The organism is Pseudomonas sp. CAN1 (assembly GCF_030462585.1).
Taxonomy (GTDB): Bacteria; Pseudomonadota; Gammaproteobacteria; order Pseudomonadales; family Pseudomonadaceae; genus Pseudomonas.
Map to the genome: position 1 here is coordinate 80565 of NZ_JASMRU010000010.1, position 25992 is coordinate 106556.

Below are 25992 nucleotides of genomic sequence, written 5' to 3' on the forward strand. Positions count from 1 at the left end.
ATGGAATATGCGGCTTATAGAATGCAGGAGCACTCCGCCGGAGCAGGCAGGCACGCCCTAAGGAACAGCAGAATTCGTCCGAGCCTTAGCGGCTCGGACGAAATTCAGTGGATCAGTCGGCCAATCCCAGCCGCGCCACTTCAGCGAGGATGCTGTCGACCACCTCGTCGATGCTCATCGAGGTAGAGTCCACCAGGATGGCACCGACGGCGGGCTTGAGCGGGGCGACGGCGCGTTGGCTGTCGCGTTCGTCGCGGGCGCTGATTTCTTCGGCCAACTGGGCCTGGTCGCTGTCGATGCCCTTGCCCTTGAGCTGCAGGTAGCGGCGACGGGCGCGTTCCTCGGCGGAAGCGGTGAGGAAGATCTTCAGCGGGGCGCTGGGGAAGACCACGGTGCCCATGTCACGGCCGTCGGCTACCAGGCCCGGCGCTTCAAGGAAGGCGCGCTGGCGTTGCAGCAGCGCATCACGCACCGCCGGCAGTGCGGCGACTTGCGAGGCGCCGGCACCCACCTGCTCGGTACGGATGACGTCGGTGACGTCTTCGCCTTCGAGGATGATGTGCTGACCCTGGCCGCCCTTGGCGTGAGTGAACTGCACGTCCAGGTGCGCGGCCAGGACCTTGAGGGCTTCCTCATTGGTCAGGTCGATGCCGTGATTACCGGCGGCGAACGCCAGCAGGCGATACAGCGCGCCGGAGTCCAGCAGGTTCCAGCCCAGGCGCTTGGCCAGCAGACCGGCGACGGTGCCCTTGCCCGAGCCGCTGGGGCCGTCGATGGCGAGGACCGGCCATTCGCCGTTCATCAGTTCTGCTCCTCGGCGACGCGGATGCCCGCGCCGGAGGCCAACCCGAGGAAGTTCGGGAAGGAGGTCGCAACGTTGGCGCAGTCGTGGATGCGGATCGGCGCGCCGGCACGCAGGGAGGCCACGCTGAAGGACATGGCGATGCGGTGGTCGCCGTGGCTCCAGACTTCGCCGCCGCCGTAACTGCCGCCGTCGATGATGATGCCGTCCGGGGTCGGTTCGCACTTCACGCCCAGGGCCAGCAGGCCGTCGGCCATGACCTGGATGCGGTCGGATTCCTTCACCCGCAGTTCTTCCGCGCCGCGCAGGACGGTACGGCCAGTGGCGTTGGCGGCAGCGACGAAGAGTACCGGGAACTCGTCGATGGCCAGCGGCACCAGGTCTTCGGGGATGTCGATGCCCTTGAGCTGGGCCGAACGCACGCGGATGTCGGCAACCGGCTCGCCGCCCACTTCACGCTGGTTTTCCAGGGTGATGTCGGCGCCCATCAGCTTGAGGATGTCGATGATGCCGGTACGGGTCGGGTTGATGCCGACGTGCTCCAGGGTCAGGTCGGAACCTTCGGCAATGCTCGCGGCGACCAGGAAGAAGGCCGCCGAGGAGATGTCGGCCGGCACTTCGATGGCGGTGGCGGTGAGCTTGTGGCCGGACTCGACGCGGGCGGTGGCGCCTTCGACATCGACCGGGTAGCCGAAGCCGCGCAGCATGCGCTCGGTGTGGTCGCGGGTCGGGGCCGGCTCGGTGGTGGAGGTTTCACCTGCGGCATACAGGCCGGCTAGCAGCAGGCAGGACTTCACCTGGGCGCTGGCCATCGGCATGTCGTAGTGCATGCCGGTGAGTTTCTGGCCGCCACGGATGGTCAGCGGCGGGCGGCCTTCGGGGCCGGTCTCGATCACTGCACCCATTTCCCGCAGCGGCTTGGCGACGCGGTTCATCGGGCGCTTGGACAGCGAGGCGTCGCCGGTCAGGGTGGTGTCGAACGGCTGGGCGGCGAGCAGGCCGCTGAGCAGGCGCATGGAGGTGCCGGAGTTGCCCAGGTAGATCGGGCCGGGCGGGGTCTTCAGGCCGTGCAGGCCTACACCATGCACGGTCACGCGGCCGTGGTGCGGGCCTTCGATGACCACGCCCATGTCGCGGAACGCCTGGATGGTGGCGAGGGCGTCTTCACCTTCGAGGAAGCCTTGCACCTCGGTCGTGCCTTCGGCGAGGGAGCCGAGCATGATCGAACGGTGGGAAATGGACTTGTCGCCCGGTACGCGAACACGTCCGGAGAGGCGGCCACCCGGCTGGGCCAGGAAAATCAGGTCATTGTTGTGCATGGCGTCCACATAGGCCCGGCGGGCCAGGATTTTGCTGAAATGCTCGCGAGCAACCCGGGCGCGGGTGAAGACGCCCATCAGTTGTTGCCCGTCCCCTTTATCGACGGCCTCGCGCAGGTCGTCGAGGTCGTCACGGAATACGTCGAGGATGCGCAGCACCGCCTCGCGGTTGGCGAGGAAGATGTCGTGCCACATCACCGGGTCGCTGCCGGCAATCCGCGTGAAGTCGCGGAAGCCGCCAGCGGCATAGCGGAAGATTTCCAGATTCTCGCTGCGTTTGGCCAGCGAGTCGACCAGCGTGAAGGCCAGCAGGTGCGGCAGGTGGCTGGTGGCGGCGAGGACTTCGTCGTGGTGTTCGACGGCCATCTGCTCGACATCCGCACCCAGCTCGCGCCAGAGGCGCTCGACACATTGGATCGCATCCGCGTCGGCATTATCCAGCGGCGTGAGGATGACTTTATGACGGCGGAACAATTTTGCGTTGGCCGCCTCCACTCCGCTCTGCTCGGAACCGGCGATGGGGTGGCCGGGAACGAAGCGTGCCGGCATGCCGCCGAACACTGCTTGCGCAGCGCGCACCACGTTGCCCTTGGCGCTGCCAACGTCGGTGAGAATGGCGTTGCCGATGTCGAGACTGGCGAGTTCGCCGAGGACCTTCTCCATGGCCAGGATCGGCACGGCGAGCTGGATCACGTCGGCGTCGCGGCAACCGGCAGCAAGGCTTTCCTCGCAGCGATCGACCACGCCCAGTTCCACCGCCGCGCGGCGGGTCTGCGGGTCACGGTCGACACCGACCACTTCCTCGAACAGGCCTTTCTCGCGGATGCCCTTGGCGAAGGAGCCGCCGATCAGGCCGAGCCCCACCACCACCAGGCGGCGCAGCTTGTGCGGCTGGACATCAGGCACGGGCGAGCACCTTGGCCAGCGCGTCGAGGAAGCGGGCGTTCTCGGCCGGCAGGCCGATGGAGATGCGCAGGTGCTGCGGCATGCCGTAGCCACCCACCGGACGAACGATCACGCCCTCGGCGAGCAGGGCCTGGTAGACCGGGCCGGCATCGCGTTTGAGGTCCACGGCGATGAAGTTGCCCTTGGAGGGAATCCATTGCAGGTCCAGGGCGCGCAGACCGTTTTCCAGCTGGGCCATGCCTTCGTCGTTGATGCGCTTGCCTTCGGCCAGGTACTGCGCGTCATCCAGCGCGGCGCAGGCAGCGGCCAGGGCCAGGCTGTTGACGTTGAACGGCTGGCGTACGCGGTTGAGCACATCGGCGACCTGCGCCGAGGAGATCGCGTAGCCGACCCGCAGCGACGCCAGGCCGTAGGCCTTGGAGAAGGTCCGCGAGACCAGCAGGTTCGGGTAGCGCGCCAGGTACTTCAGGCCGTCCGGCAGCTCTTCGCCTTCGGCGTATTCGATGTAGGCCTCGTCGAGCACCACCAGGACGCTTTCCGGAACCTTCGAGAGGAAGCGCTCCAGCGCGTCCGGGCCGAACCAGGTGCCGGTGGGGTTGTTCGGGTTGGCGATGAAGACCACGCGGGTGTTGGCGTCGATGGCGGCCAGCATGGCCTCCAGGTCATGACCCCAGTCTTTCGCCGGCACGACCTTGCCCTGGGCGCCGACGGCCTGGGTGGAGATCGGGTAGACGGCGAAGGCGTACTGGCTGAACACGGCGTTCAGGCCGGGCGCGAGGTAGGCGCGGGCCACCAGGTCGAGGATGTCGTTGGAGCCGTTGCCCAGGGTGACCTGCGTGGTGTCGACGCCGCAACGGGCGGCCAGGCGGCTCTTCAGTTCGAAGCCGTTGCCGTCGGGGTAGCGGGTCAGCTCGGCCAGTTCGGCACGGATCGCTTCGAGGACCTTCGGGCTCGGGCCCAGCGGGTTCTCGTTGCTGGCCAGCTTGACGATGCCGGCGGGGTCGAGTTTCAGCTCGCGAGCCAGTTCATCGACCGGCTTGCCGGGCACGTAGGGGGAAAGTTTCTGCACGCCCGGTTGGGCCAGGGCAAGGAAATCACAGCTCATGGGGCATCTCTCTCGAGTGGGGCCGCTCAGAAGGCTTCGATATAGCCGGCGGTCACCATGTAATTGCAGATGCGGTCGACGGCTTCCTCGACCGATAGCTTGGAAGTGTCGAGGGTCAGTTCGGCAGCCAGGGGCGCCTCGAAGGGCGAATCGATGCCGGTGAACTGCTTCAGCTCGCCGGCCCGCGCCTTGCGGTAGAGCCCCTTGGGATCACGCTCTTCGCAAACGCTCAGCGGCGTGGAGACGTGTACCTCGACGAAGCGCGCCGGCAACAGCTCGCGGACCAGGTCGCGATCGGCACGGAAGGGCGAGATGAACGCAGCAATGGCGATCAGCCCCGCATCCACCATCAGCGCTCCGACTTCGCCGACCCGGCGGATGTTCTCGCAGCGGTCGTCGGCGCTGAAGCCGAGGTCACGGTTCAGGCCGTGGCGCAGGTTGTCGCCGTCGAGCAGGTAGGTATGCCGTCCCACTGCGAACAGCCGCCGCTCCAGGGCGTCGGCCAGGGTGGACTTGCCCGAGCCGCTGAGGCCGGTCAGCCAGATCATGCAGGGGCGCTGAGCCTTGATTGCCGCGCGCCCGTCACGATCCACCGCCAGGGATTGCCAGCGGAGGTTGCGCTCCATCAGAGCACGGCCTTCGGGTACGAGCCCAGCACCTTCAGGGCAACGGCTTCGCTGTTGATCTTCTCCAGCACGTCCTTGATCAGCGGGTCCTTGTGGTGGCCGACGAAGTCGATGAAGAACACGTAGGTCCACTTGCCGCTGCGCGACGGGCGGGTCTCGATGCGGGTCAGGTCGATGCCGTTGTTGTGGAACGGCACCAGCAGCTCGTGCAGGGCGCCCGGCTTGTTGCGCATGGAGACGATGATGGAAGTCTTGTCGTCGCCGGTGGGCGGCACTTCCTGATTGCCGATCATGAGGAAGCGCGTGGAGTTGTCCGGGCGGTCCTCGATCTTCTCGTGCAGCTTGTCCAGGCCGTACAGGCTGGCGGCCATGTCGCCGGCAATCGCCGCGCTGTTCCACTCGCTCTTGACCCGCTTGGCGGCGTCGGCGTTGCTGGAGACCGCCACGCGCTCGACGTTCGGGTAGTGCGCGTCCAGCCACTTGCGGCACTGGGCCAGGGACTGGGCGTGGGAGTAGATGCGGGTGATGTTGCTGGTCTTGGTGTTCTCGCCCACCAGCAGGTGGTGGTGGATACGCAGTTCCACCTCGCCACAGATCACCATGTCGTGTTCGAGGAAGCTGTCGAGGGTGTGGTTGACCGCGCCCTCGGTGGAGTTTTCCACCGGCACCACGCCGAAGTTCACCGCACCGGCGGCGACTTCGCGGAACACTTCGTCGATGGCAGCCATCGGCGTACTGATCACCGCGTGGCCGAAGTGCTTGAGCGCCGCGGCCTGGGTGAAGGTGCCTTCCGGGCCGAGGTAGGCCACTTTCAGCGGCTGCTCCAGGGCCAGGCAGGAGGACATGATCTCGCGGAACAGACGAGCGACTTCCTCGTTGTCCAGCGGGCCCTTGTTCAGCTCCATGATGTGCTTGAGCACCCAGGCCTCGCGCTCGGGCCGGTAGAACACCGGCTTCTCGCCTTCGGGCAGGGCGGCCATCTTCACGCGCGCCACGTCGGTGGCGCAGCGGGCGCGTTCGCTGATCAGCTCGAGGATCTTCTCGTCGAGGCTGTCGATGCGTACGCGCAAAGCCTTGAGCTGGTCAGCGTCGCTCATCAGCCGTGCTCCTTCTCGAACTCGGCCATGTAGCCGACCAGGGCTTCGATGGCGTCCAGGCCGAGGGCGTTATAGATGGAGGCACGCATGCCGCCCACCGAACGGTGGCCCTTCAGGTTGAGCAGGCCGCGCGCGTCGGCACCTTCGAGGAAGGCCTTGTCGAGCTTCTCGTCGGCCAGGCGGAACGGCACGTTCATCCAGGAGCGGGCGCTGGGCTGGATCGGGTTGGTGTAGAAGTCGCTGTTGTCGATGAAGCCGTACAGCATGTCCTTCTTGGCGCGGTTGCGCTGCTCCATGGCGTCGACGCCGCCCTGCTCCTTCAGCCATTCGAAGACCAGGCCGGAGAGGTACCAGGAGTAGGTTGCCGGGGTGTTGTACATGGAGCCGTTATCGGCGGCGACCTTGTAGTTGAGCATGGTCGGGCAGCTGCTGCGGGCGCGGCCCAACAGGTCTTCGCGAACGATGACAACGACCAGACCGGACGGGCCGATGTTCTTCTGCGCGCCGGCGTAGATCAGGCCGAACTTCGACACGTCGGTCGGGCGCGAGAGGATGTCCGAGGACATGTCCACCACCAGCGGGACGTCACCGACTTGCGGAATCCAGTCGAACTCCAGACCGCCGATGGTCTCGTTGGACGCGTAATGCAGGTAGGCGGCGTCCTTGGTCAGGTTCCACTCGTTCTGCCCGGGGATGGCGAAGTAGTCGTACTGGGATGCGCTGGCAACCACGTTGACGTTGCCGTAGCGGCGAGCCTCTTCGATGGCCTTCTTCGACCAGATGCCGGTTTCCACGTAGTCCGCCACGCCGTCTTCGGGCAGCAGGTTCAGCGGGATCTCGGCGAACTGCTGGCTGGCGCCGCCCTGCAGGAACAGCACCTTGTAGTTCGACGGCACGCCCATCAGGTCGCGCAGGTCCTGCTCGGCCTTCTCGGCGATGGCCACGTAGTCGTCGCTACGGTGGCTCATCTCCATGACCGACAGGCCCTTGCCCTGCCAATCCAGCAGTTCGGCGCGGGCGCGCTCCAGCACCGCGGTGGGAAGCGCCGCGGGACCGGCGCAGAAGTTAAAGGCTCGCTTGCTCACATCCACTCTCGCTATCAGTCTTCGCTGGCCTGCGGGGCTTCTTCAGCCGCGGCTTCGCCTGCTTCTGGGTTCTCGTCCGACACTTCGCCTTCGACGACTTCGCCGTCGATGACGTCGTCTTCGTCGTCCACCACGGTCGGCTCCTGCACCCGCTCCAGGCCCACGACGGTCTCGTCGGCAGCCAGCTTGATGAGGATCACGCCCTGGGTGTTACGGCCAGCGCCGCGGACTTCGTCGACACGGGTACGCACCAGGGTGCCCTGGTCGGAAATCAGCATGATTTCCTCGCCATCCAGCACCTGCACGGCGCCTACCAGGTTGCCGTTACGCTCGTTGATCACCATGGCGATCACGCCCTGGCCACCACGACCGCGACGCGGGTAGTCGGCCAGCGGGGTGCGCTTGCCGTAGCCACGCTCGGAGGCGCTGAGGATCTGCGCTTCGCGGCATTCGGGGATCAGCATGGAGATGATGCGCTGGCCTTCGACCAGGCGCATGCCGCGCACGCCACGGGCGTTACGGCCCATGATGCGGACCTTGCTTTCCTTGAAGCGGATCACCTTGCCGGCGTTGGAGAACATCATCACGTCCTTCGAACCGTCGGTGATGGCGGCGGCGATCAGCGAGTCGCCCTCTTCCAGCTTCAGGGCGATCAGGCCGTTGGAACGCGGCTTGGTGAACTGGATCAGCGGGGTCTTCTTCACGGTGCCCTTCATGGTGGCCATGAAGATGTACGCGCCAGTCGGCTCGTCCTGGCTGAAGTCGGCGTCATCGCCCTCTTCGGCCTCTTCGGCTTCCACCACTTCGGCAACCTGCTCGGCGACCACGTCGTCGTCATCGCCCTCGTCACCGGCGAACTGGGCGCGCACGGCTTCCAGGTCGATCTGCAGCATCGCGGTGATGCGCTCGCCTTCGTCCAGCGGCAACAGGTTCACCAGCGGACGGCCACGGGCGGTACGCGAGGCTTCCGGGATTTCGAAGGTGCGCAGCCAGTAGACCTTGCCCTTGCTGGAGAACAGCAGCAGGGTGGCGTGGCTGTTGGCGACCAGCAGGTGTTCGATGTAGTCCTCGTCCTTCACGCCACTGGCGGACTTGCCCTTGCCACCACGGCGCTGGGCCTCGTAGGCGGCCAGCGGCTGGGACTTGGCGTAGCCGCCGTGGGAGATGGTCACCACGCGCTCTTCTTCGGTAATCAGGTCGGCGATGGTCAGGTCCATCTGCGACGCGACGATCTCGGTGCGGCGGGCATCGCCGAACTCGGCCTTGACCTTCTCCAGCTCCTCGCGGATGACTTCCATCAGGCGCTCGGGGTTGGTCAGGATGCGGATCAGCTCGCCGATCAGAGTGAGGATTTCCTGGTACTCGGACAGGAGCTTCTCGTGCTCCAGGCCGGTCAGGCGGTGCAGGCGCAGTTCCAGGATGGCCTGGGCCTGTTCCGGCGACAGGTAGTACTTGCCTTCGCGCAGGCCGTATTGCTCGTCCAGGTCTTCCGGACGGCAGGAGTCGGCACCGGCGCGCTCGACCATGGCTTCCACGGCGCTGGATTCCCAGGCGGTGGCGATCAGGCGCTCCTTGGCTTCGGCCGGGGTCGGCGAGGACTTGATCAGCTCGATCACCGGGTCGATGTTCGACAGGGCGACGGCCTGGCCTTCGAGGATGTGGCCGCGCTCGCGAGCCTTGCGCAGCTCGTAGACGGTGCGGCGGGTCACCACTTCGCGGCGGTGACGGACGAACACCTCGAGCATGTCCTTGAGGTTCATCGTGCGCGGCTGACCGTCGACCAGGGCCACCACGTTGATGCCGAAGACGCTCTGCAGCTGGGTCTGGGCGTAGAGGTTGTTGAGCACGACCTCGCCCACTTCGCCGCGGCGCAGCTCGATGACCACGCGCATGCCGTCCTTGTCGGACTCGTCGCGCAGCTCGGTGATGCCTTCGATCTTCTTCTCTTTCACCAGCTCGGCGATCTTCTCGATCAGGCGGGCCTTGTTCAGCTGGTAGGGCAGCTCGGTGATGATGATCTGCTGGCGGTTGCCGCCCTTCTCCATGTCCTCGATGGTGGCGCGGGCACGGATATAGACGCGGCCACGACCGGTGCGATAGGCCTCGATGATGCCCGCACGGCCGTTGATGATGCCCGCGGTCGGGAAGTCCGGACCGGGGATGTACTGCATCAGGTCATCGATGGACAGCTCGGGGTTGTCCATCAACGCCAGGCAGCCGTTGATCACCTCGGTGAGGTTGTGCGGCGGGATGTTGGTCGCCATGCCCACGGCAATACCGCTGGAACCGTTGACCAGCAGGTTGGGGATCTTGGTCGGCATGACCGCCGGGATCTGCTCGGTGCCGTCGTAGTTGGGCACCCAGTCGACGGTTTCCTTGTCCAGGTCCGCCAGCAGCTCATGGGCGAGCTTGGACATGCGCACTTCGGTGTATCGCATGGCCGCGGCGTTGTCGCCGTCCACCGAACCGAAGTTGCCCTGGCCGTCGACCAGCATGTAGCGCAGCGAGAAGGGCTGGGCCATGCGGACGATGGTGTCGTACACCGCGGTGTCGCCGTGCGGGTGGTACTTACCGATCACGTCGCCGACCACACGGGCAGACTTCTTGTAGGGCTTATTCCAGTCGTTGCCCAGTTCGCTCATGGCGTACAGGACGCGCCGGTGCACGGGCTTCAAGCCGTCGCGCGCATCGGGCAGGGCACGACCGACGATCACGCTCATGGCGTAATCGAGGTAGGACTGTCGGAGTTCGTCTTCGATGTTGACCGGGAGGATTTCTTTGGCCAGTTCGCCCATGAGAAGCCTGGTTCCTTTTTCAAATGTGACTCCACCCGGCCCGTCCTGAGCCCGGCGGAGCGCGGTGCGCCATCAAAGCGCCACCGACTCTCTACAAATCAACGACTTGGCCGTTGATCCGCGATGCTGTGGGGGGCGCAAAAAAGCCCCATCAAGAACCGTCGGAGCTTACCACAAGCCCGGGTCAAACCCTACCCTCGGCCAAGCCCCTCGATGAATTGCCGCAGGCCCCGTCAATGCAGGCGCTTGCGGCTCATCAGCTGGGCCATCCGCTCGGTGTCCGGACGCTCGACGACGCCGCGCTCGGTCACGATGGCGTCGATCAGGTCGGCCGGGGTCACGTCGAACACCGGATTGAAGGCTTCCACGTCGGCAGCGACACGTTTGCCGCCAATTTCCAGGAGTTCGCGACCGTCGCGCTCCTCGATCGGGATGTCCTCGCCGCTTTCCAGGCCCATGTCGATGGTCGAACTGGGCGCCACCACCATGAAACGCACGCCGTGGTGCATGGCGGTGACCGCCAGCTGGTAGGTGCCGATCTTGTTGGCGACGTCGCCGTTGGCGGTGATGCGGTCGGCGCCGACGATGACCCAGGTGATGCTTTCGGTCTTCATCAGGTGCGCAGCGGCCGCGTCCACATTCAATGTGACCGGCACGCCTTCGTTGGCCAGCTCCCAGGCGGTCAGCCGGGCGCCCTGCAGCCAGGGCCGCGTCTCGTCGGCGTAGACCCGCTCGATCAGCCCTTCCAGGTGCGCCGCGCGCAGCACACCCAGCGCGGTGCCGAAGCCGCCGGTGGCCAGGGCGCCGGTGTTGCAGTGGGTGAGAATCTTCTGCGGGCCGCCGTGGTGCTTGCGGATCAGGTCCACGCCCAACTGGGCCATGGTCAGGTTCGCCTCGCGGTCGCTCTCGTGGATCGCCACGGCCTCGGCTTCCAGCAGCGGCAGCGGGTCTTCGCCCGGCTTCAGGCGCTCCAGGCGGTCGCGCATGCGGTTCAGCGCCCAGAACAGGTTGACCGCGGTCGGCCGCGATTCGGCCAGCACGGTGAAGTCTTCCTCCAGCGCTGCGCGCCAGTCGCCACCAGCCGCCACGCGGGCGCGCAGGCCCAGCACCAGGCCGTAGGCGGCAGCGATGCCGATGGCCGGCGCGCCGCGCACGACCATCTGGCGGATGGCGTCGGCTACGCCTTCGGCGCTCTCATAGGACAGCCAGGTTTCCTCCAGCGGCAGCAGGCGCTGGTCCAGCAGACGGAGAGTGCCCTTGCGCCAATCAATGGCCGTGACCCGTTCGGCCGCCAACAGTCGCTCACGCATGGAACACCTCTTCATTTCAATGGAATCGCAGGCCCTTCCCGGCCCCCAGGAATCTTCCCGCGCAGGCGGGTAAAAGCGCCGAGTATACCGAGCCTGCGGCGGTGGCGCTCGGCTATACTCGGCGCCTTTATCCACGCGCCCAGGATGCGCTTCATGCCGACCGCAAAAGCCCCGCTCGACCTGCTGCTCTTCCCCACCTGGATAGTCCCCGTGGAACCCGCCGGCGTGGTCCTGCAGGGCCACGGCATGGGCATCCGCGACGGCCGCATCGCCCTCCTCGCCCCGCGCGCCGAAGCGCTGCGCCACCCGGCGACGGAAACCCGCGAGCTGCCGGGCATGCTGCTCTCCCCCGGCCTGATCAACGCCCACGGCCATGCGGCGATGAGCCTGTTCCGCGGCCTGGCGGACGACCTCGCGCTGATGACCTGGCTGCAGGAGCACATCTGGCCGGCGGAAGCGAAGTGGGTCGGCGAGGACTTCGTCCGCGACGGCACCGAACTGGCCATCGCCGAGCAGCTCAAGGGCGGCATCACCTGCTTCTCCGACATGTACTTCTTCCCGCAGGTCGCCTGCGAAGTGGTGCACAAGGCCGGCGTGCGCGCGCAGATCAGCGTGCCGGTGCTGGACTTCCCGGTGCCCGGCGCCCGCGACGCCGACGATGCTATCCGCCAGGGCCTGGCGCTGCGCGACGACCTCAAGCACCACCCGCGCATCAAGGTGGCCTTCGGCCCGCACGCGCCCTACACGGTCAGCGACGACAAGCTGGAAAACATCCTGATGCTCGCCGAGGAACTGGACGCCGGCATCCATATGCACGTCCACGAGACCGCCTTCGAGGTCCAGCAGGCGCTGGAGAAGCACTGCGAGCGGCCGCTGGCCCGCCTGCATCGCCTCGGCCTGCTCGGCCCGCGCTTCCAGGCCGTGCACATGACCCAGGTGAACGAAGAGGACCTGGCCATGCTGGTGGAAACCAACAGCTCGGTGGTGCACTGCCCCGAATCCAACCTCAAGCTGGCCAGCGGCTTCTGCCCGGTGGAACGGCTGTGGCAGGCCGGCGTCAACGTCGCCATCGGCACCGACGGCGCCGCCAGCAACAATGACCTGGACCTGCTCGGCGAAACCCGCACCGCCGCCCTGCTGGCCAAGGCCGTGGCCGGCCAGGCCACCGCGCTGGACGCCCACCGCGCCCTGCGCATGGCCACCCTGAATGGCGCCCGCGCGCTGGGCATGGAGCAGGAGACCGGCAGCCTGGAGCTGGGCAAGTCTGCCGACATTACCGCCTTCGACCTTTCCGGGCTGGCGCAGCAGCCGGTGTACGAGCCCGTTTCGCAGGTCATCTATGCCAGCGGCCGCGACTGCGTGCGCCACGTGTGGGTCGGCGGCAAGCAGTTGCTGGAAGACGGCAGACTCACCCGCCTGGACGAAGAGCGGCTGATTGCCGTGGCTGGCGAATGGGGCCGCAAGATCGCCGGCGCCTGAGCCCCACCCTCCCAGTGCTGCGACAATCTGTCATGCCGCGCCCCATCCGGTGAACGAAGCTGGCATCATAGTCAGCCTTCGTTTCCAGCTTTTTGATCAATAGGGACACCATGAGCAACGTCGACCACGCCGAGATCGCCAAATTCGAGGCCCTCGCCCACCGCTGGTGGGACCGCGAAAGCGAGTTCAAGCCCCTGCACGACATCAACCCGCTGCGGGTCAACTGGATCGACGAGCGCGTCGGCCTCGCCGGCAAGAAGGTGCTCGACGTCGGCTGCGGCGGCGGCATACTCAGCGAAGCCATGGCCCAGCGCGGCGCCACCGTCACCGGTATCGACATGGGCGAAGCGCCCCTGGCGGTCGCCCAGCTGCACCAGCTGGAATCCGGCGTGCCGGTGGAATACCGCCGCATCACCGCCGAAGACCTGGCCGAAGAGATGCCCGAGCAGTTCGACGTGGTGACCTGCCTGGAGATGCTCGAACACGTGCCGGACCCGGCTTCGGTCATCCGTGCCTGCTACAGGATGGTCAAGCCCGGCGGCCAGGTGTTCTTCTCCACCATCAACCGCAACCCGAAGGCCTACCTGTTCGCCATCGTCGGTGCGGAGTACGTGATGCGCCTGCTGCCGCGCGGCACCCACGACTTCAAGAAGTTCATCCGTCCCTCCGAGCTGGGCGCCTGGTCGCGTGACGCAGGCCTGGCGGTCAAGGACATCATCGGCCTGACCTACAACCCGCTGACCAAGCACTACAAGCTGGCCAACGATGTTGACGTCAACTACATGATCCAGACCCTGCGCGAGGAGTGAGTCGCATGCTCAGAGCGGTTCTCTTCGACATGGACGGCACCTTGCTGGACACCGCGCCGGACTTCATCGCCGTGTGCCAGGCGATGCTCAAGGACCACGGCCGCGCGCCGATCGCCGACCAGCGCATCCAGGACGTGGTCTCCGGCGGCGCCCGCGCCATGGTTGCCGCGACCTTCGACATGGACCCGGAAGCCCCCGGCTTCGAGGCCCTGCGCCAGGAGTTCCTCGACCGCTACCAGGAGCATTGCGCCGTCTTCACCCGCCCGTACGACGGCATGGCCGAACTGCTGGAGAGCATCGAGCAGTCGCGGCTGATCTGGGGCGTGGTGACCAACAAGCCGGTGCGCTTCGCCGCGCCGATCATGGAGCAGCTGGGCCTGGCCGAGCGCTCCGCCGTGCTGGTCTGCCCGGACCACGTGAGCAAGAGCAAGCCGGACCCGGAAATGCTCCTGCTGGCCTGCAGCCAGCTGAAGGTCGATCCGTCCGAAGTGCTGTTCATCGGTGACGACCTGCGCGACATCGAGTCGGGCCGCGCCGCCGGGACCAAGACCGCAGCCGTGCGCTACGGCTATATCCACCCGGACGACAATCCCGCGCACTGGGGCGCCGACGTCATCGTCGATGCTCCCCGCGACCTGCTCGCCGTCCTCGATCGCGCCCTCTGCTCCTGCTGAGCCGAATTCCCGGGAGCCCGTCGCGCTGACGGGCTCCGCCAAGGAGAAACCATGTTCGACTATTCCACCCGCCCCGACCTCCTCAAGGGCCGCGTGATCCTGGTCACCGGCGCCGGTCGTGGCATCGGCCGGGCCGCTGCGCTCACCTATGCAGCCCACGGCGCCACCGTGCTGCTGCTGGGCAAGACCGAGGACTTCCTCAACGAGGTCTACGACCTGATCGTCGCCGCCGGCCATCCGGAACCGGTGGTGATCCCGCTGAACCTGGAAACCACCCTGCCGCACCAGTACGACGAACTGGCGGCGATGATCGAGAAGGAATTCGGCAAGCTCGACGGCCTGCTGCACAACGCCTCGATCCTCGGCTTGCGCTCGCCCATCGAGCAGATTTCCACCGACAACTTCACCCGCGTCATGCAGGTGAACGTCAACGCCATGTTCAGCCTCACCCATACCCTGCTGCCGCTGCTCAAGCTCTCCGAGGACGCCTCGGTGGTCTTCACCTCCAGCAGTGTCGGTCGCAAGGGCCGCGCCTACTGGGGCGCCTACGCGGTGTCGAAGTTCGCCACCGAAGGTCTGATGCAGGTGCTGGCGGACGAGTGCGAGGACATCACCCGCGTGCGCGCCAACAGCGTCAACCCCGGCGCCACCCGCACCGCCATGCGTGCCCACGCCTATCCGGGCGAGAACGCCTACAACAACCCGGCACCCGAAGAGATCATGCCGGTCTACCTGTACCTCATGGGCCCGGACAGCAAGGGCGTGAACGGCCAGGCCTTCAACGCCCAGGACTGATTTCCGCCCTGCAGAAACGGTACTGACGTACCAGCGGCGCTGGCCTGCAGCCCAGCAACGGCGCCGCTTCCCGCCAAATTTCCGGCTCCTTGCACGCTCCCACCCCGGCAAAGTGCCACTATTTCGCCAGACTTCTGGCGAAACCTTCCCTCACCGGGGAACCCTGACCGCCACCGGTCGGTCAATACGGCGACTTTTCAGGCCTTTCCGCGCCCTGGCACGGAAATCGCTCTGTCCCTGTGAACGCCGTAAAAATGGTCACCGCCATGGTTCCTCCCAAGCAGTCCAACACCATCGATTTCGATGCTGCCAAGCTCCAGCGCCTGGCCACCCAGCAAGCGCGCAAACCGGTCCGCCGGCGCCCGCTGGACCTGCTCAGCCTGCGCCAGCAGCTGAACCTGCAATTGCAGGCCAGCCTGGAGGCCGAACGGATCCTTGCGGTGTTCTTCCGCGAGATCCAGCAGATGCTGCCGGTGGATTACCTGGCCTACGCCCACGCCGGCGCCGACTATCGGCTGGAGTTCGGTGAAGTGGCGCGGCATGGTGCCGACTACCGCCTGACCCACGGCAGCGAATACCTCGGCGAGATCGGCTTCCGCCGCGCCCAGCGCTTCAACGACGCCGAGCTGGCGCAGCTGGAATCGCTGATGGCCTGCCTGCTCTACCCGCTGCGCAACGCCCTGCTCTACCGCGCCGCCGTGCAGTCGGCGCTGCGCGATGCGCTGACCGGCACCGGCAACCGCATCGCCATGGACCAGACCCTGAGCCGCGAAGTGGAAGTGGCGCGGCGCCACCTGCTGCCGCTGTCGATCCTCATGCTCGACCTCGACCACTTCAAGCAGATCAACGATGCCCACGGCCACAGCGTCGGCGACGACGCCCTGCGCGCCGTGGCCACGGCCCTGAAGAACAGCCTGCGCAACGTCGACGTGGTGTTCCGCTTCGGCGGCGAAGAATTCCTCGTGCTGCTCTCCAATACCCCGGGCGTTGCCGCCGCGCAGGTCGGTGAACGGCTGCGCGCTGCCGTGGAGGAGCTGAACCTGGCCGCCGACGGCAAACCCTTGCCGCTGTCGATCAGCCTGGGCTGCGCCACCCTCAACGCCGGTGAGTCGGTGGACGACCTGCTGCGCCGCGCCGACACAGCCCTCTACGAAGCCAAGCGCGACGGCCGCAATCGGTTGGCCTGCGCCAGCTGAATCGCCGGCTGACGCTCCCCCTCCCGCCGGCAAGCACGGTCCCTGTAGGAGCGAGCTTGCTCGCGAACGGATTTCCCGGCAGCTCTGGCGTCAAGCGGGTTCGCGAGCAAGCTCGCTCCTACCTAAGCCCTCACTCGGGCAAATAGCAGGCAATAAAAAAGGGCTCCGAGGAGCCCTTTGCCATTACAGCTGTCGCTTAGCGCTTGAAGCCCGGACGCATGCCGTCACCGGCAGCTTGCGGACGACGCTTGGCGATCGGCTTGCGGGCGGGCTTGCCGGGACGCTCGGCCAGCGGGGCGCCTTTCTCGCGAGCCGGACGGTCGCTCGGTGCCTTGCGCGGCGCGCGGCCTTCGCCGGCATCGCTGCGCGGGCCACGGGCCGGACGATCAGCGCTGTCACGCGGAGCGCGAGCAGGACGATCACCCCCCGCATCACGCGGTTTGCGCGGAGCGCGGCCTTCGCCAGCGTCACTGCGCGGGCCACGGGCCGGACGATCAGCGCCGTCACGCGGAGCGCGAGCAGGACGATCGCCACCCGCATCACGCGGCTTGCGCGGAGCGCGGCTGTCGGCGGAGTCGCCACGCGGGGCGCGGGCCGGACGCTCGTCGGAATCGCGCGGACCGCGAGCCGGACGCTCACCAGCCGCCGGACGCGGCGCACGTTGCGGACGCTCGCCTTCGGCACGCTCGGTGCGGGAACGCGAACCACGGCCCGGACGCTCGCTGGGCGCCAGTTTCTTGCCGAGCTTGCGCTCCTGGCGCTCGACCTTTTCCTTGGTCTTGGTGGAAACCGCCGGCAGGGCGACCGGGGTCAGGCCGACTTCCTCGCTGAGGATGTCCAGCTCGCGCTGGCCCATCTCGCGATAACGACCCATGGTCAGTTCGGCAGTCAGGAACACCGGGCCGAAGCGCACGCGCTTCAGGCGGCTGACCACCACGCCCTGGGATTCCCACAGGCGGCGGACTTCGCGGTTACGGCCTTCCATCACCACCACGTGGTACCAGTGGTTGAAGCCTTCGCCACCCGGAGCTTCCTGGATGTCGCTGAACTTCGCCGGGCCGTCTTCGAGCATCACGCCGGCTTTCAGGCGCTCGATCATCTCTTCGTCGACTTCGCCGCGTACGCGCACGGCGTACTCGCGGTCCATCTCGTAGGACGGGTGCATCAGGCGGTTGGCCAGTTCACCGTCGGTGGTGAACATCAGCAGGCCGGTGGTGTTGATGTCCAGGCGACCGACGTTGATCCAGCGGCCGCTGCGCAGGCGCGGCAGGCGGTCGAACACGGTCGGACGGCCTTCCGGGTCGTCGCGGGTGCAGACTTCGCCTTCGGGCTTGTTGTAGATCAGCACGCGACGGACGTGCTCTTCGATCTTCTCGCGCTTGAGCAGGCGGTCATCGACGGCGATGGCGTCGCGGTCACCCACGCGCTGGCCGAGGGTCGCCACGGCGCCATTGACCTTGACGCGGCCTTCTTCGATCCAGGCTTCGACGTCGCGGCGCGAGCCGACGCCCATGCGGGCGAGTACTTTCTGCAGTTTCTCGCCGGCCGGGGCTGGGGTAAGTTCTTCAAGGTTTTCGTGCGTGTCGGTCATCTGGGCACCTCCCGGTGTGGCATGCAACGAATAAAAAAGGTCGCGCATCATACGCGCTCGCGGGCAGCAAAGCACCGTCCGCAGTCGGGAAAGACTAGTCGAGTTACAGGGGGAATGAAGCCATGCAGCCAGAAGACGACTTCACCGGCGCCAAACTCGCGCTGTTCCATGCCGGCCAACTGGTGGTCTACAAGCGCGACGACAAGGCCGGCATCCCCTACCCCGGCTGCTGGGATTTCCCCGGCGGCGGCCGCGAAGATGGCGAAACCCCGGCGCAATGCGCGCTGCGCGAGCTGGAGGAAGAGTTCGCCCTGCGCCTGGACGAGCAGCGCATCGAATGGCAGCGCCGCTACCCCGCCACCCACGGCCCGGCGCCTTGGGCGTGGTTTCTGGTGGCGCGCCTGGAGCAGGCCGAGTTCGAGGCCATCCGCTTCGGCGACGAAGGCCAGTACTGGCGCCTGATGCGGGTCAGCGAATACCTCGCCCATGACGAGGCGGTGGATTACCTGCAGGAACGCCTGCGGCATTTCCTCGCAGGGCGGCTGGACATCGCCTGATTCCGCGCTGCCGGCCGCTGATCCGTATTTGCGCGGCCTATCTGAATCTGTTTCCCCTTGCGCTGTTTACCTAGATTGCCCGCTCACCGACATGCACCGGATTTGCAATCCGGTGCATGTCCGGACGTTCTGTCACAAGCGGGAATCGAGCATGAACACGAGAAGCACGGAGCAGGCATACAACTACAAGGTGGTTCGCCAGTTCGCCATCATGACGGTGGTCTGGGGCGTGGTCGGCATGGCCATGGGGGTTCTGATCGCCTCCCAGCTGGTCTGGCCGCAACTGAACCTGGACCTGCCCTGGACCAGTTTCGGGCGCCTGCGCCCGCTGCACACCAGCCTGGTGATCTTCGCCTTCGGCGGCTGTGCGCTGTTCGCCACCAGCTACTACACGGTGCAGCGCACCTGCCAGGCGCGGCTGTTTTCCGACAGCCTCGCTGCCTTCACCTTCTGGGGCTGGCAGGCGCTGATCGTGACCATGATGATCACGCTGCCACTGGGCTACACCACCACCAAGGAATACGCCGAGATCGAATTCACCGGCGCGGTGTGGATGGCCATCGTCTGGGTCGCCTACGCGGTGGTGTTCTTTGGCACGCTGTTGAAGCGCAAGACCCCGCACATCTATGTGGGCAACTGGTTCTTCGCCGCCTTCATCCTGGTCACGGCGATGCTGCACATCGTCAACCACCTGGCCATTCCGGTGGACTGGTTCAAGTCCTACCCGGTGTACTCCGGCGCCACCGACGCCATGGTGCAGTGGTGGTACGGGCACAACGCGGTGGGCTTCTTCCTCACCACCGGCTTCCTCGGGATGATGTACTACTTCGTGCCCAAGCAGGCCGGGCGCCCGGTGTACTCCTACCGGCTGTCCATCGTCCACTTCTGGGCGCTGATCACCCTGTACATCTGGGCCGGCCCGCACCACCTGCACTACACCGCCCTGCCCGACTGGGCGCAGAGCCTGGGGATGGTGATGTCGCTGATCCTCCTGGCGCCCAGCTGGGGCGGCATGATCAACGGCATGATGACGCTGTCCGGTGCCTGGCATAAGTTGCGCACCGACCCGATCCTGCGCTTCCTGGTGGTGTCGCTGGCGTTCTACGGCATGTCGACCTTCGAAGGTCCGATGATGGCGATCAAGACCGTCAACGCCCTGTCTCACTACACTGACTGGACCATCGGCCACGTCCATGCCGGCGCACTGGGCTGGGTGGCGATGATTTCCATCGGCTCGCTCTACCACTTGATTCCCAAGGTCTTCGGTCGCGAACAGATGCACAGCATCGGTCTGATCAACGCACACTTCTGGCTGGCCACCATCGGCACGGTCCTCTACATCGCCTCGATGTGGGTCAACGGCATCACCCAGGGCCTGATGTGGCGGGCGGTGAACGCCGACGGCACGCTCACCTACTCCTTCGTCGAAGCGCTGCAGGCCAGCCACCCCGGCTTCGTGGTGCGGATGAGCGGCGGCATGCTGTTCCTCGGCGGCATGCTGCTGATGGCCTGGAACACCTGGATGACCGTGCGCCAGGCGCGCCCGGAAGCCCTGCGCGTCGCCGAGCGGATGGCCTGAGATGACACTCTGGCTCGGGTTGGGCGCGCTGCTGGCGCTGTACTTGGGCGTCGGCTGGTGCCTGCGCGCGCACCGCGAGCGCGGCATCGAGGAGGCCAGCATGCTGCCTTTCGCCGACGACGAAGACGCTGCCCGGCGCATGGAGAAGGCCACGGGACGCAGCCGCACCGGCTGCGCCTGCCCCGGCCGCTGCCAGGGCGACTGCGAGCACTGGCGCGACTGGCAGCCCTAGCGTGCCGCCCTGAGCGCAGGCCTGCGACAGAGCGCCGCATCACCTCCATCAATTTTCATTAGCAAGCACATCAATTTCCCGGCGGGCGCCACGAGGAGGAATATCAATCCCGTGCCCCGCCACCTGATGGACGCCTGCAGCATCGTCCCCTGTCCTGTCTGGACCCCAGGACAGACATCATCGATGCCAGTGCTCCCCGGTGGGGTTTTCAAATCCCACTCAAGGGACCCGAACGGGCCCTTTACCGAGGAAATAAAGAATGAAGCTTGCCTCTGTCGTGTCGGCTGTCATCTCCAGCCTCGCCCCGATGGCTTTTGCCCAGGACGCAATCAAGACCCCCGGCGCCGATCTGCCGGTCACCGAATACCACTACGGCATGTCCCTGGACGTCGACAAGGTCCTGCACCGTACCGACAACACCGGCAAGGTCGGCATCGTGCCGGCGTACATGGTCTATCAGGATCACAACGGCGAGACCCACAAGGTCCGCTTCCTCGAATGGGGCGGCAGCACCAGCCAGGGCTGAGCCTTTCGCGAACATCGTCCTCCGGCCGTCTTGGCCAAACCCCGCGAGCCTGTGGTGGCGGTCGGGGGGCGATCCTGGGTTTCCTGTTTGAGCCGATTCGATTCGGCGCGTCCGCTTGCCGTTATCCCGCTTGCTGTAGGTGTGCACCTCATTCATTCGGCTGTGCTTTAAGGTCGGTATTCACGCGCCGCTTCGGCATACGCGCGAACGCTGTGTTTCGCCCCCTCGGGCGAGTCCCTTTTGTCAAACGCCACAAAAGGAACCAAAAAGTCTCGCCCCTACATCCGGCTTTTCGCTTCGCGAAAAGTACCCTCGGCTCTTCGGAGTTTCAGGGGCCCGCGTTGACGGGCCATCCCTGGCCCGACAACGCTCTCGCGACATCCATGTCGCTCAACCCCTGAAACTCCGATCACCTTCGGCCTCCTGAAAGGGGCACTCCGGAGTGTGCTGATATTTCGCTGGAAGACCTCAAGAGCAAAAGCGAGAGCCGGTGTTTGCGTAGGGCGCATAACCCGGAACGGGTTATCCGCCGATGCCGCCACGGTCTGTTCGCGAGCAAGCTCGCTCCTACGAAGAGCACACCAGCGCTTGGCTGAACGGTAGGAGCGAGCTTGCTCGCGAACCGCCCAGCGTCGAAGTTCGGCTGAATGGTAGGAGCGGACCTTGTCCGCGAAATCCCACACGGCACGTCACTGCGGCGGATAACGCTGGCGCGTTATGCACCCTACGAGGAGCAATCCTGCCGATAAGGCAGCGCCGCGCGAGCTTCCTCGGCGTAGGCAAGAATGCCCGCCCTCTCCCCCACCAGGAATTCCTCCACCGCCTCACGCAGCCCCGGATGTCCCAGGCGATGCCAGGAGCGCGTAATCACCGGTTCGAAGCCGCGGATCAGCTTGTGCTCGCCCTGCGCGCCAGCGTCGAAGCGCTTCAGGCCGTGGCCGATGGCAAAGTCCAGGCCCTGGTAGAAACAGGTCTCGAAGTGCAGCCGGTCGAACTCCGCGAGGCAGCCCCAGTAGCGGCCGTACAGCGTGTCGCCGCCCAGCAGGCTGAAAGCCATGGCCACGGGCCGGCCATTCTGGTGGGCGAAGACCACGCGGATCGCCTCGGGCATGCGCTCGCCGATCAGGCTGAAGAACATCCGGCTCAGGTAAGGCGCCTGCCCACGCACCTCGTAGGTGCTGCTGTAGCAGGCGTAGACGAAGTCCCAATGGGCCTCGGATAGCTCGCGCCCTTCCATCCAGACGAAATCCAGCCCCAGCCCGGCGACCTGCTCGCGCTCCTTGCGCAGTTGCTTGCGCTTGCGCGAGCTGAGTGCGTCGAGGAAGTCCTGGAAGTCGCAGTAGCCGCGGTTGCTCCAGTGGTACTGGCAACCCAGGCGTTCCAGCCAGCCGTCGGCAGCGCCCAGCAACGCATCGGCAGCAGGATCGGTGAAGTTCACGTGCACGCCGGAGCAATGCCCTTCGTCCACCTCACCGGCCAATGCACCGACCAGGCTCAGCGCCGCTTCCGGCGCGCCCAGCAGGCGCGAGCCGCCTACTGGCGTGAAGGGAATGCCCACCAGCAGCTTGGGGTAGTAGGGAATTCCAGCACGCAGGCAGGCATCCGCCCAGCTCCAGTCGAACACGTACTCGCCGTAGGAATGGCTTTTCAGATAGGCCGGCGCGGCGGCGAGCAGGCGGCCATCGTCGCCCAGCAGCACGCGGTGGGAGGGCTTCCAGCCAGTTCGGCCACCGACGCTGCCGCTTTCCTCCAGCGCGGAGAGAAAGGCATGCCGCAGGAACGGCTGGTCGTCCGGCAGCAGGGCATCCCACTGGCGGGCGTCGACTTCGGCGAGGCGGGAAAGGGTCTGGATAGGCATGGCCGACAGTCTGGCGCGGTGCGTCGGTATTGGGAAGATTCGACCGGGAAATCTCCGGCGACGGTGACATCCACGTTCGTCGGTATCCGGCGGAAAGGCCTGTCCAAGTGGTCTATGTTGGGGGTTAGCAAGGCTTGCCGGCGCGCGGCGTCGGCATCGTTCCGCTCGCCAGTCGCCCGCTCCGGGGCGTTGGCGACCCGCCAGGAGGACGCCCCATGAGCCTGATGCAATGCGAGTACCGCAAGTACACCATCACCGCCGACGTCGTCGAACATCCCGGCCTGCCCACCCCCTGGGCCGCCGGCTGCCACATCACCGCCCCGGACGGGCAGACCACCAAGCGCAAGACGCTGCCGGTGGAATACGCCTTCATGTCGGATCTGGAGAAGGCCCAGCACGCGTCCATCGCCCATGGCAAATGGCTGGTGGACCAGAACCTGGACCACGACCGCCAGCTGTTCTGATCAGCCGTTGGCGTAGCCCGGTTCATCGCTGACGGGAAGTTCCGTCAGGCGTACCTGAAGCGCCAGGAATTCCTGCGCCGATACCCGCCAGGTCTGCCCGCGCGCCCACTGCGCGCAGGCCTGGCGATCCAGTTGCAGTGCCCGCAGGCAGGCGCTGCGCAGGTCTGCGTCCAGCGCGCCGGTTACGCCCTCCTCCAGCACATCCAGCGGCCCGGCCACCGGGAACGCCGCCACCGGCGTGCCGCATGCCAGTGCTTCGTACATCACCAGGCCGAGGGTGTCAGTCAGCGATGGGAAAGCCAGCACGCTGGCGCTGCGATAGGCCTCGGCCAGTTCGTCGCCATGGCGATAACCGAGGAATTCCACCTGTGGATAAGCCACTTCCAGCTCGGCCCGCTGCGGGCCATCGCCCACCACACACTTGCGCCCCGGCAGGTCGAGGGCGAGGAAGGCTTCCAGGTTCTTTTCCCGCGCCAGCCGGCCGACATAGAGGAACACCGGCTCATCCGGCGCTGCGCCCTCACCCGGCTGGAAGCGCTGGATATCCACACCCTTGCGCCACAGTGCGAGGTTATCGAAGGCGTGATCGGCGAAAGTGCCGCGCATGCGCTCGCTGCTCACCAGCACGGCCGAACTGGGGGCGTGGAAGCGACGCAGGAAGGCATAGCCCCAGCCCAGCGGCAGCCAGGGGCAGCGGGTGTTCACGTACTCGGGGAAGCGCGTGTGGATAGCACTGCTGAATTTCAGGCCACGGCGCATCAGCCAGCGCCGTGCGGCCCAGCCCAGTGGACCCTCGGTGGCGAGGTGGACGCAGTCGGGCGCGAAACCGGTGATCTTCTCGCCGACCTTCCACAAATCCCACGCCAGCGGAATCTCCGGGTAGCTCGGGCACGGGCGGTGCCGAAAGTCCTGCGGGGTGATCAGGCCGACCACATGGCCCAGCCCTTCCAGTTCGGCCACCAGCGCCTTGAGGCTGGTGACCACGCCGTTGACCTGCGGCAACCAGGCATCGGTGATGATCAGCAGCCTCATGCCGCCGACTCGACCACCACGGGTTCTTCGGCGCGCGCCTGCTCCTCAGCCAGCCGGTAGAGCTGGATGCTGCCGTCCCAGTGCTCGATCAGCGCCGAGCAGGATTCCACCCAGTCGCCGCAGTTGAGGTATTCCACCTCGCCGATCTGGCGGATCTCCGCGTGGTGGATGTGCCCGCAGACCACGCCGTTGAGGCCACGCTTGTGCACCTCGTGGGCAATGGCTTCCTCGAAGTCGCTGATGAAGTTCACCGCCGTCTTCACCTTGTGCTTGAGGTACGCCGACAGCGACCAGTAGCCGTAGCCATAGCGACGGCGCCAGTGGTTGAGCCAGCGATTGAGGGTCAGGGTGAATTCGTAGGCGGAGTCGCCGAGGAAGGCCAGCCACTTGTGGTAGCGGGTGATCACGTCGAACTGGTCGCCGTGGATCACCAGCAGCTTGCGGCCGTCGGCGGTGGTGTGGACGATCTCGTCGACCAGGCGGATATTGCCCAGCAGCAGGGAGGAATAGCCGCGCAGGAACTCGTCGTGGTTGCCGGTGACGTAGATCACCTCGGTGCCGCGCTTGCTCATGGTCAGCAGGCGGCGGATCACGTTGGTGTGCGCCTGCGGCCAGTAGATGCCGCCACGCAGCTTCCAGCCGTCGATGATGTCGCCCACCAGGTAGATGCGGTCGGCGTGGTAGCGCTTGAGGAAGCCGGCCAAGTGCTCGGCCTGGCAGTCACGGGTGCCGAGGTGGACATCGGATATCCACAGGGTCCGTACCCGTTGTTTCTTCGTCGGCGTCATGCGTTGCGCGCTGCTCATCGTCGGCGACCTCCAGAGGGGTTTATCCGATTCTCGACGCAGGGGGTGAAGCGAAAGTGACCGACTGGCGACAGTCCCGTTACAAGCCACGGCGCGCTAGACTGTCAGCCTGCCCGCCCGCATGAAAAGCCGCCTTGCATGAGCCAGATCCTCTCCCTGCGCCAGTACAGCCATGACCACCTCGCCCACAGCCACAGCCACGCGCAGCTGGTGCTGGGGCTGTCCGGCAGCCTGGATTTCGAGGTGGGCGGCCGCGGCAGCCTGGTGACCCGGCAGACCTTCGCCGTGGTGCCGCGCGACGAGCACCACGCCTGCGCCAGCCCCGATGGCAGCCGTTGCCTGGTGGTGGACCTGGAAGATGAGGACGACCTGCTCGGCGGCCTCGGCCTGCATGGCGATGCCGGCCGCCGCCTGCTGGAAACCCCCGGGCAGCGCCTGCTCAGCAATGACCAGGCGCAGCTGGTGCACTGGCTCGCCGGCAGCCCGCTGCAGGACCCGGTGCTGGCGCGCCAGGGCGCCATCCTGTTGCTCGCCAGCCTCGCCGCCGGCCAGCAGCGCATCGAGGAACCGGCGCAACTGCCGCTGGCCAGCCTCGACAGCTACATCGACCGCCACGCCGCACACCCGCTGCAGGTGGCCGACCTGGCGCGGCTTGCCGGTTTGTCCGCGGCGCGCTTCCACGCCCGCTTCCTCGCCGAAACCGGGCAGACGCCCATGGACTACGTGCGCCAGCGCCGCCTGCAACTGGGCCGCGACCTGCTGCGCGGCTCGCACCAGCCGGTCGGCGAGATCGCCGCGCAGGTCGGCTACGCCTCGCAGAGCGCCTTCACCGCCGCCCTGGTCCGCCAGTTCGGCACCACTCCGCGCCAGCTGCGCCAGCAGGCGCGCGACAATTCCCGCTAGCCGCGCGACAGACAGCCGCGCACGCAGGACCTAGACTGGCCGCCATCGAACCGCATGACCAACCGGGAGCAACGATGTCGGCAGACACCATCGAGTGGCAGGATTTCGAACGCGTCGAACTGCGCGTGGGCACCATCGTCCAGGCCGAACCCAACGTAAAAGCACGCAAGCCCGCCTACATCCTCCAGGTCGACCTCGGCCCGCTGGGGATCAAGACCTCCAGCGCACAGATCACCGCGCACTACGACGCCAATGAGCTGATCGGCCGCCAGGTGCTCYGCGTGTGCAACTTCGAGCCCAAGTCCATCGCCGGTGTGCGCTCGGAAGTGCTGGTCACCGGCGCCTACGACAGCGACGAGAAAGTGGTGCTGGCCGGCTTCGACAAGCCGCTGCCCAATGGCGCACGGCTGGCCTGACCTCCGTCTCACCACACGCCGGCTGGCCCG

The 25992-nt window shown here is 66.4% G+C and carries 23 protein-coding genes and 1 pseudogene; 12 read left to right on the forward strand and 12 right to left on the reverse strand.

All coding sequences use genetic code 11. From position 1 onward, the window contains the following. Window positions 1-112: 112 nt before the first annotated feature. The 8 genes from cmk to mtnA form a co-directional block, all read right to left on the reverse strand. Window positions 113-802 (reverse strand): (d)CMP kinase, encoded by a 690-nt coding sequence (gene cmk, locus QO207_RS15755; protein WP_301533301.1) that lies wholly within the window; start codon window positions 800-802, stop codon window positions 113-115. Further along, window positions 802-3027, reverse strand: coding sequence for a bifunctional prephenate dehydrogenase/3-phosphoshikimate 1-carboxyvinyltransferase (locus tag QO207_RS15760; protein WP_301533302.1), 2226 nt, complete (start codon window positions 3025-3027; stop codon window positions 802-804). Before QO207_RS15760 ends, cmk begins: the two co-directional genes overlap by 1 nt. Then, entirely contained in the window at window positions 3020-4132 is a 1113-nt protein-coding gene (gene hisC / locus QO207_RS15765; protein WP_301533303.1) for a histidinol-phosphate transaminase, read from the reverse strand. Before hisC ends, QO207_RS15760 begins: the two co-directional genes overlap by 8 nt. A 26-nt stretch (window positions 4133-4158) precedes the next feature. Then, window positions 4159-4758, reverse strand: a complete 600-nt coding sequence (cysC, locus tag QO207_RS15770; RefSeq protein WP_301533304.1) for an adenylyl-sulfate kinase — start codon at window positions 4756-4758, stop codon at window positions 4159-4161. Beyond that, window positions 4758-5855, reverse strand: coding sequence for a prephenate dehydratase (gene pheA / locus QO207_RS15775; RefSeq protein ID WP_015478144.1), 1098 nt, complete (start codon window positions 5853-5855; stop codon window positions 4758-4760). The genes cysC and pheA overlap by 1 nt, the downstream gene beginning before the upstream one ends. Then, entirely contained in the window at window positions 5855-6940 is a 1086-nt protein-coding gene (gene serC, locus QO207_RS15780; RefSeq protein ID WP_301533305.1) for a 3-phosphoserine/phosphohydroxythreonine transaminase, read from the reverse strand. Before serC ends, pheA begins: the two co-directional genes overlap by 1 nt. Before the next feature lie 14 nt (window positions 6941-6954). Beyond that, window positions 6955-9735 carry a DNA gyrase subunit A gene (gene gyrA / locus QO207_RS15785; protein ID WP_301533306.1) on the reverse strand — a complete coding sequence of 927 codons (2781 nt, stop codon included), beginning with the start codon at window positions 9733-9735 and terminating at the stop codon, window positions 6955-6957. 233 nt (window positions 9736-9968) lie between these two features. After that, window positions 9969-11045, reverse strand: coding sequence for an S-methyl-5-thioribose-1-phosphate isomerase (gene mtnA, locus QO207_RS15790; RefSeq protein WP_301533307.1), 1077 nt, complete (start codon window positions 11043-11045; stop codon window positions 9969-9971). 153 nt (window positions 11046-11198) lie between these two features. Here mtnA and QO207_RS15795 point away from each other — a divergent pair, with 153 nt between their 5' ends. From QO207_RS15795 to QO207_RS15815, 5 genes are all read left to right on the forward strand, one after another. Further along, window positions 11199-12524, forward strand: coding sequence for a TRZ/ATZ family hydrolase (locus QO207_RS15795; protein WP_301533308.1), 1326 nt, complete (start codon window positions 11199-11201; stop codon window positions 12522-12524). Window positions 12525-12634: 110 nt separating this feature from the next. After that, window positions 12635-13333, forward strand: coding sequence for a bifunctional 2-polyprenyl-6-hydroxyphenol methylase/3-demethylubiquinol 3-O-methyltransferase UbiG (gene ubiG / locus QO207_RS15800; protein WP_301533309.1), 699 nt, complete (start codon window positions 12635-12637; stop codon window positions 13331-13333). Further along, window positions 13330-14007, forward strand: coding sequence for an N-acetylmuramic acid 6-phosphate phosphatase MupP (gene mupP, locus QO207_RS15805; RefSeq protein ID WP_301533310.1), 678 nt, complete (start codon window positions 13330-13332; stop codon window positions 14005-14007). The genes ubiG and mupP overlap by 4 nt, the downstream gene beginning before the upstream one ends. 51 nt (window positions 14008-14058) lie before the next feature. Then, window positions 14059-14802, forward strand: a complete 744-nt coding sequence (locus QO207_RS15810; protein WP_301533311.1) for a YciK family oxidoreductase — start codon at window positions 14059-14061, stop codon at window positions 14800-14802. 266 nt (window positions 14803-15068) lie between these two features. Continuing rightward, a complete protein-coding gene (locus tag QO207_RS15815; protein ID WP_301533312.1) occupies window positions 15069-15998 on the forward strand; it encodes a GGDEF domain-containing protein in 930 nt (309 codons plus the stop codon). A 484-nt stretch (window positions 15999-16482) separates the two neighbouring features. Here QO207_RS15815 and rluB read toward each other — a convergent pair. Continuing rightward, a pseudogene (gene rluB, locus QO207_RS15820) lies at window positions 16483-17589 on the reverse strand (23S rRNA pseudouridine(2605) synthase RluB); the annotation flags it as partial. Window positions 17590-17711: 122 nt separating this feature from the next. Here rluB and QO207_RS15825 point away from each other — a divergent pair. The 4 genes from QO207_RS15825 (at window position 17712) to QO207_RS15840 (ending at window position 20483) form a co-directional block, all read left to right on the forward strand. Continuing rightward, the gene (locus QO207_RS15825; protein ID WP_301533313.1) at window positions 17712-18146 is read left to right on the forward strand and encodes an NUDIX hydrolase; all 435 of its coding nucleotides are present in this window, start codon (window positions 17712-17714) and stop codon (window positions 18144-18146) included. Between the two features lie 151 nt (window positions 18147-18297). Next, window positions 18298-19725, forward strand: a complete 1428-nt coding sequence (gene ccoN, locus QO207_RS15830; protein ID WP_301533314.1) for a cytochrome-c oxidase, cbb3-type subunit I — start codon at window positions 18298-18300, stop codon at window positions 19723-19725. A 1-nt stretch (window position 19726) separates the two neighbouring features. Beyond that, window positions 19727-19957: a cbb3-type cytochrome c oxidase subunit 3 gene (locus QO207_RS15835; RefSeq protein ID WP_301533315.1), complete on the forward strand. Its 231-nt coding sequence runs from the start codon at window positions 19727-19729 to the stop codon at window positions 19955-19957. Between the two features lie 259 nt (window positions 19958-20216). Next, window positions 20217-20483: a DUF2790 domain-containing protein gene (locus QO207_RS15840; protein WP_301533316.1), complete on the forward strand. Its 267-nt coding sequence runs from the start codon at window positions 20217-20219 to the stop codon at window positions 20481-20483. Between the two features lie 724 nt (window positions 20484-21207). On the opposite strand, the gene QO207_RS15845 is transcribed toward QO207_RS15840, so the two are convergent. Further along, window positions 21208-22341, reverse strand: coding sequence for a GNAT family N-acetyltransferase (locus QO207_RS15845; RefSeq protein ID WP_301533317.1), 1134 nt, complete (start codon window positions 22339-22341; stop codon window positions 21208-21210). A 215-nt stretch (window positions 22342-22556) separates the two neighbouring features. Here QO207_RS15845 and QO207_RS15850 point away from each other — a divergent pair, with 215 nt between their 5' ends. Beyond that, a complete protein-coding gene (locus QO207_RS15850) occupies window positions 22557-22805 on the forward strand; it encodes a hypothetical protein (protein WP_301533318.1) in 249 nt (82 codons plus the stop codon). On the opposite strand, the gene QO207_RS15855 is transcribed toward QO207_RS15850, so the two are convergent. Beyond that, complete coding sequence (locus tag QO207_RS15855) at window positions 22806-23837, reverse strand: glycosyltransferase family 1 protein (protein ID WP_301533319.1); 1032 nt, start codon at window positions 23835-23837, stop codon at window positions 22806-22808. Beyond that, window positions 23834-24643, reverse strand: a complete 810-nt coding sequence (locus QO207_RS15860; RefSeq protein ID WP_301533320.1) for a UDP-2,3-diacylglucosamine diphosphatase — start codon at window positions 24641-24643, stop codon at window positions 23834-23836. Before QO207_RS15860 ends, QO207_RS15855 begins: the two co-directional genes overlap by 4 nt. Window positions 24644-24781: 138 nt before the next feature. Between QO207_RS15860 and QO207_RS15865 the strand changes: the two genes are divergently transcribed. Then, entirely contained in the window at window positions 24782-25546 is a 765-nt protein-coding gene (locus QO207_RS15865) for an AraC family transcriptional regulator (RefSeq protein WP_301533321.1), read from the forward strand. 74 nt (window positions 25547-25620) lie between these two features. Then, window positions 25621-25962: a tRNA-binding protein gene (locus tag QO207_RS15870; RefSeq protein ID WP_301533322.1), complete on the forward strand. Its 342-nt coding sequence runs from the start codon at window positions 25621-25623 to the stop codon at window positions 25960-25962. Window positions 25963-25992 lie beyond the last annotated feature (30 nt).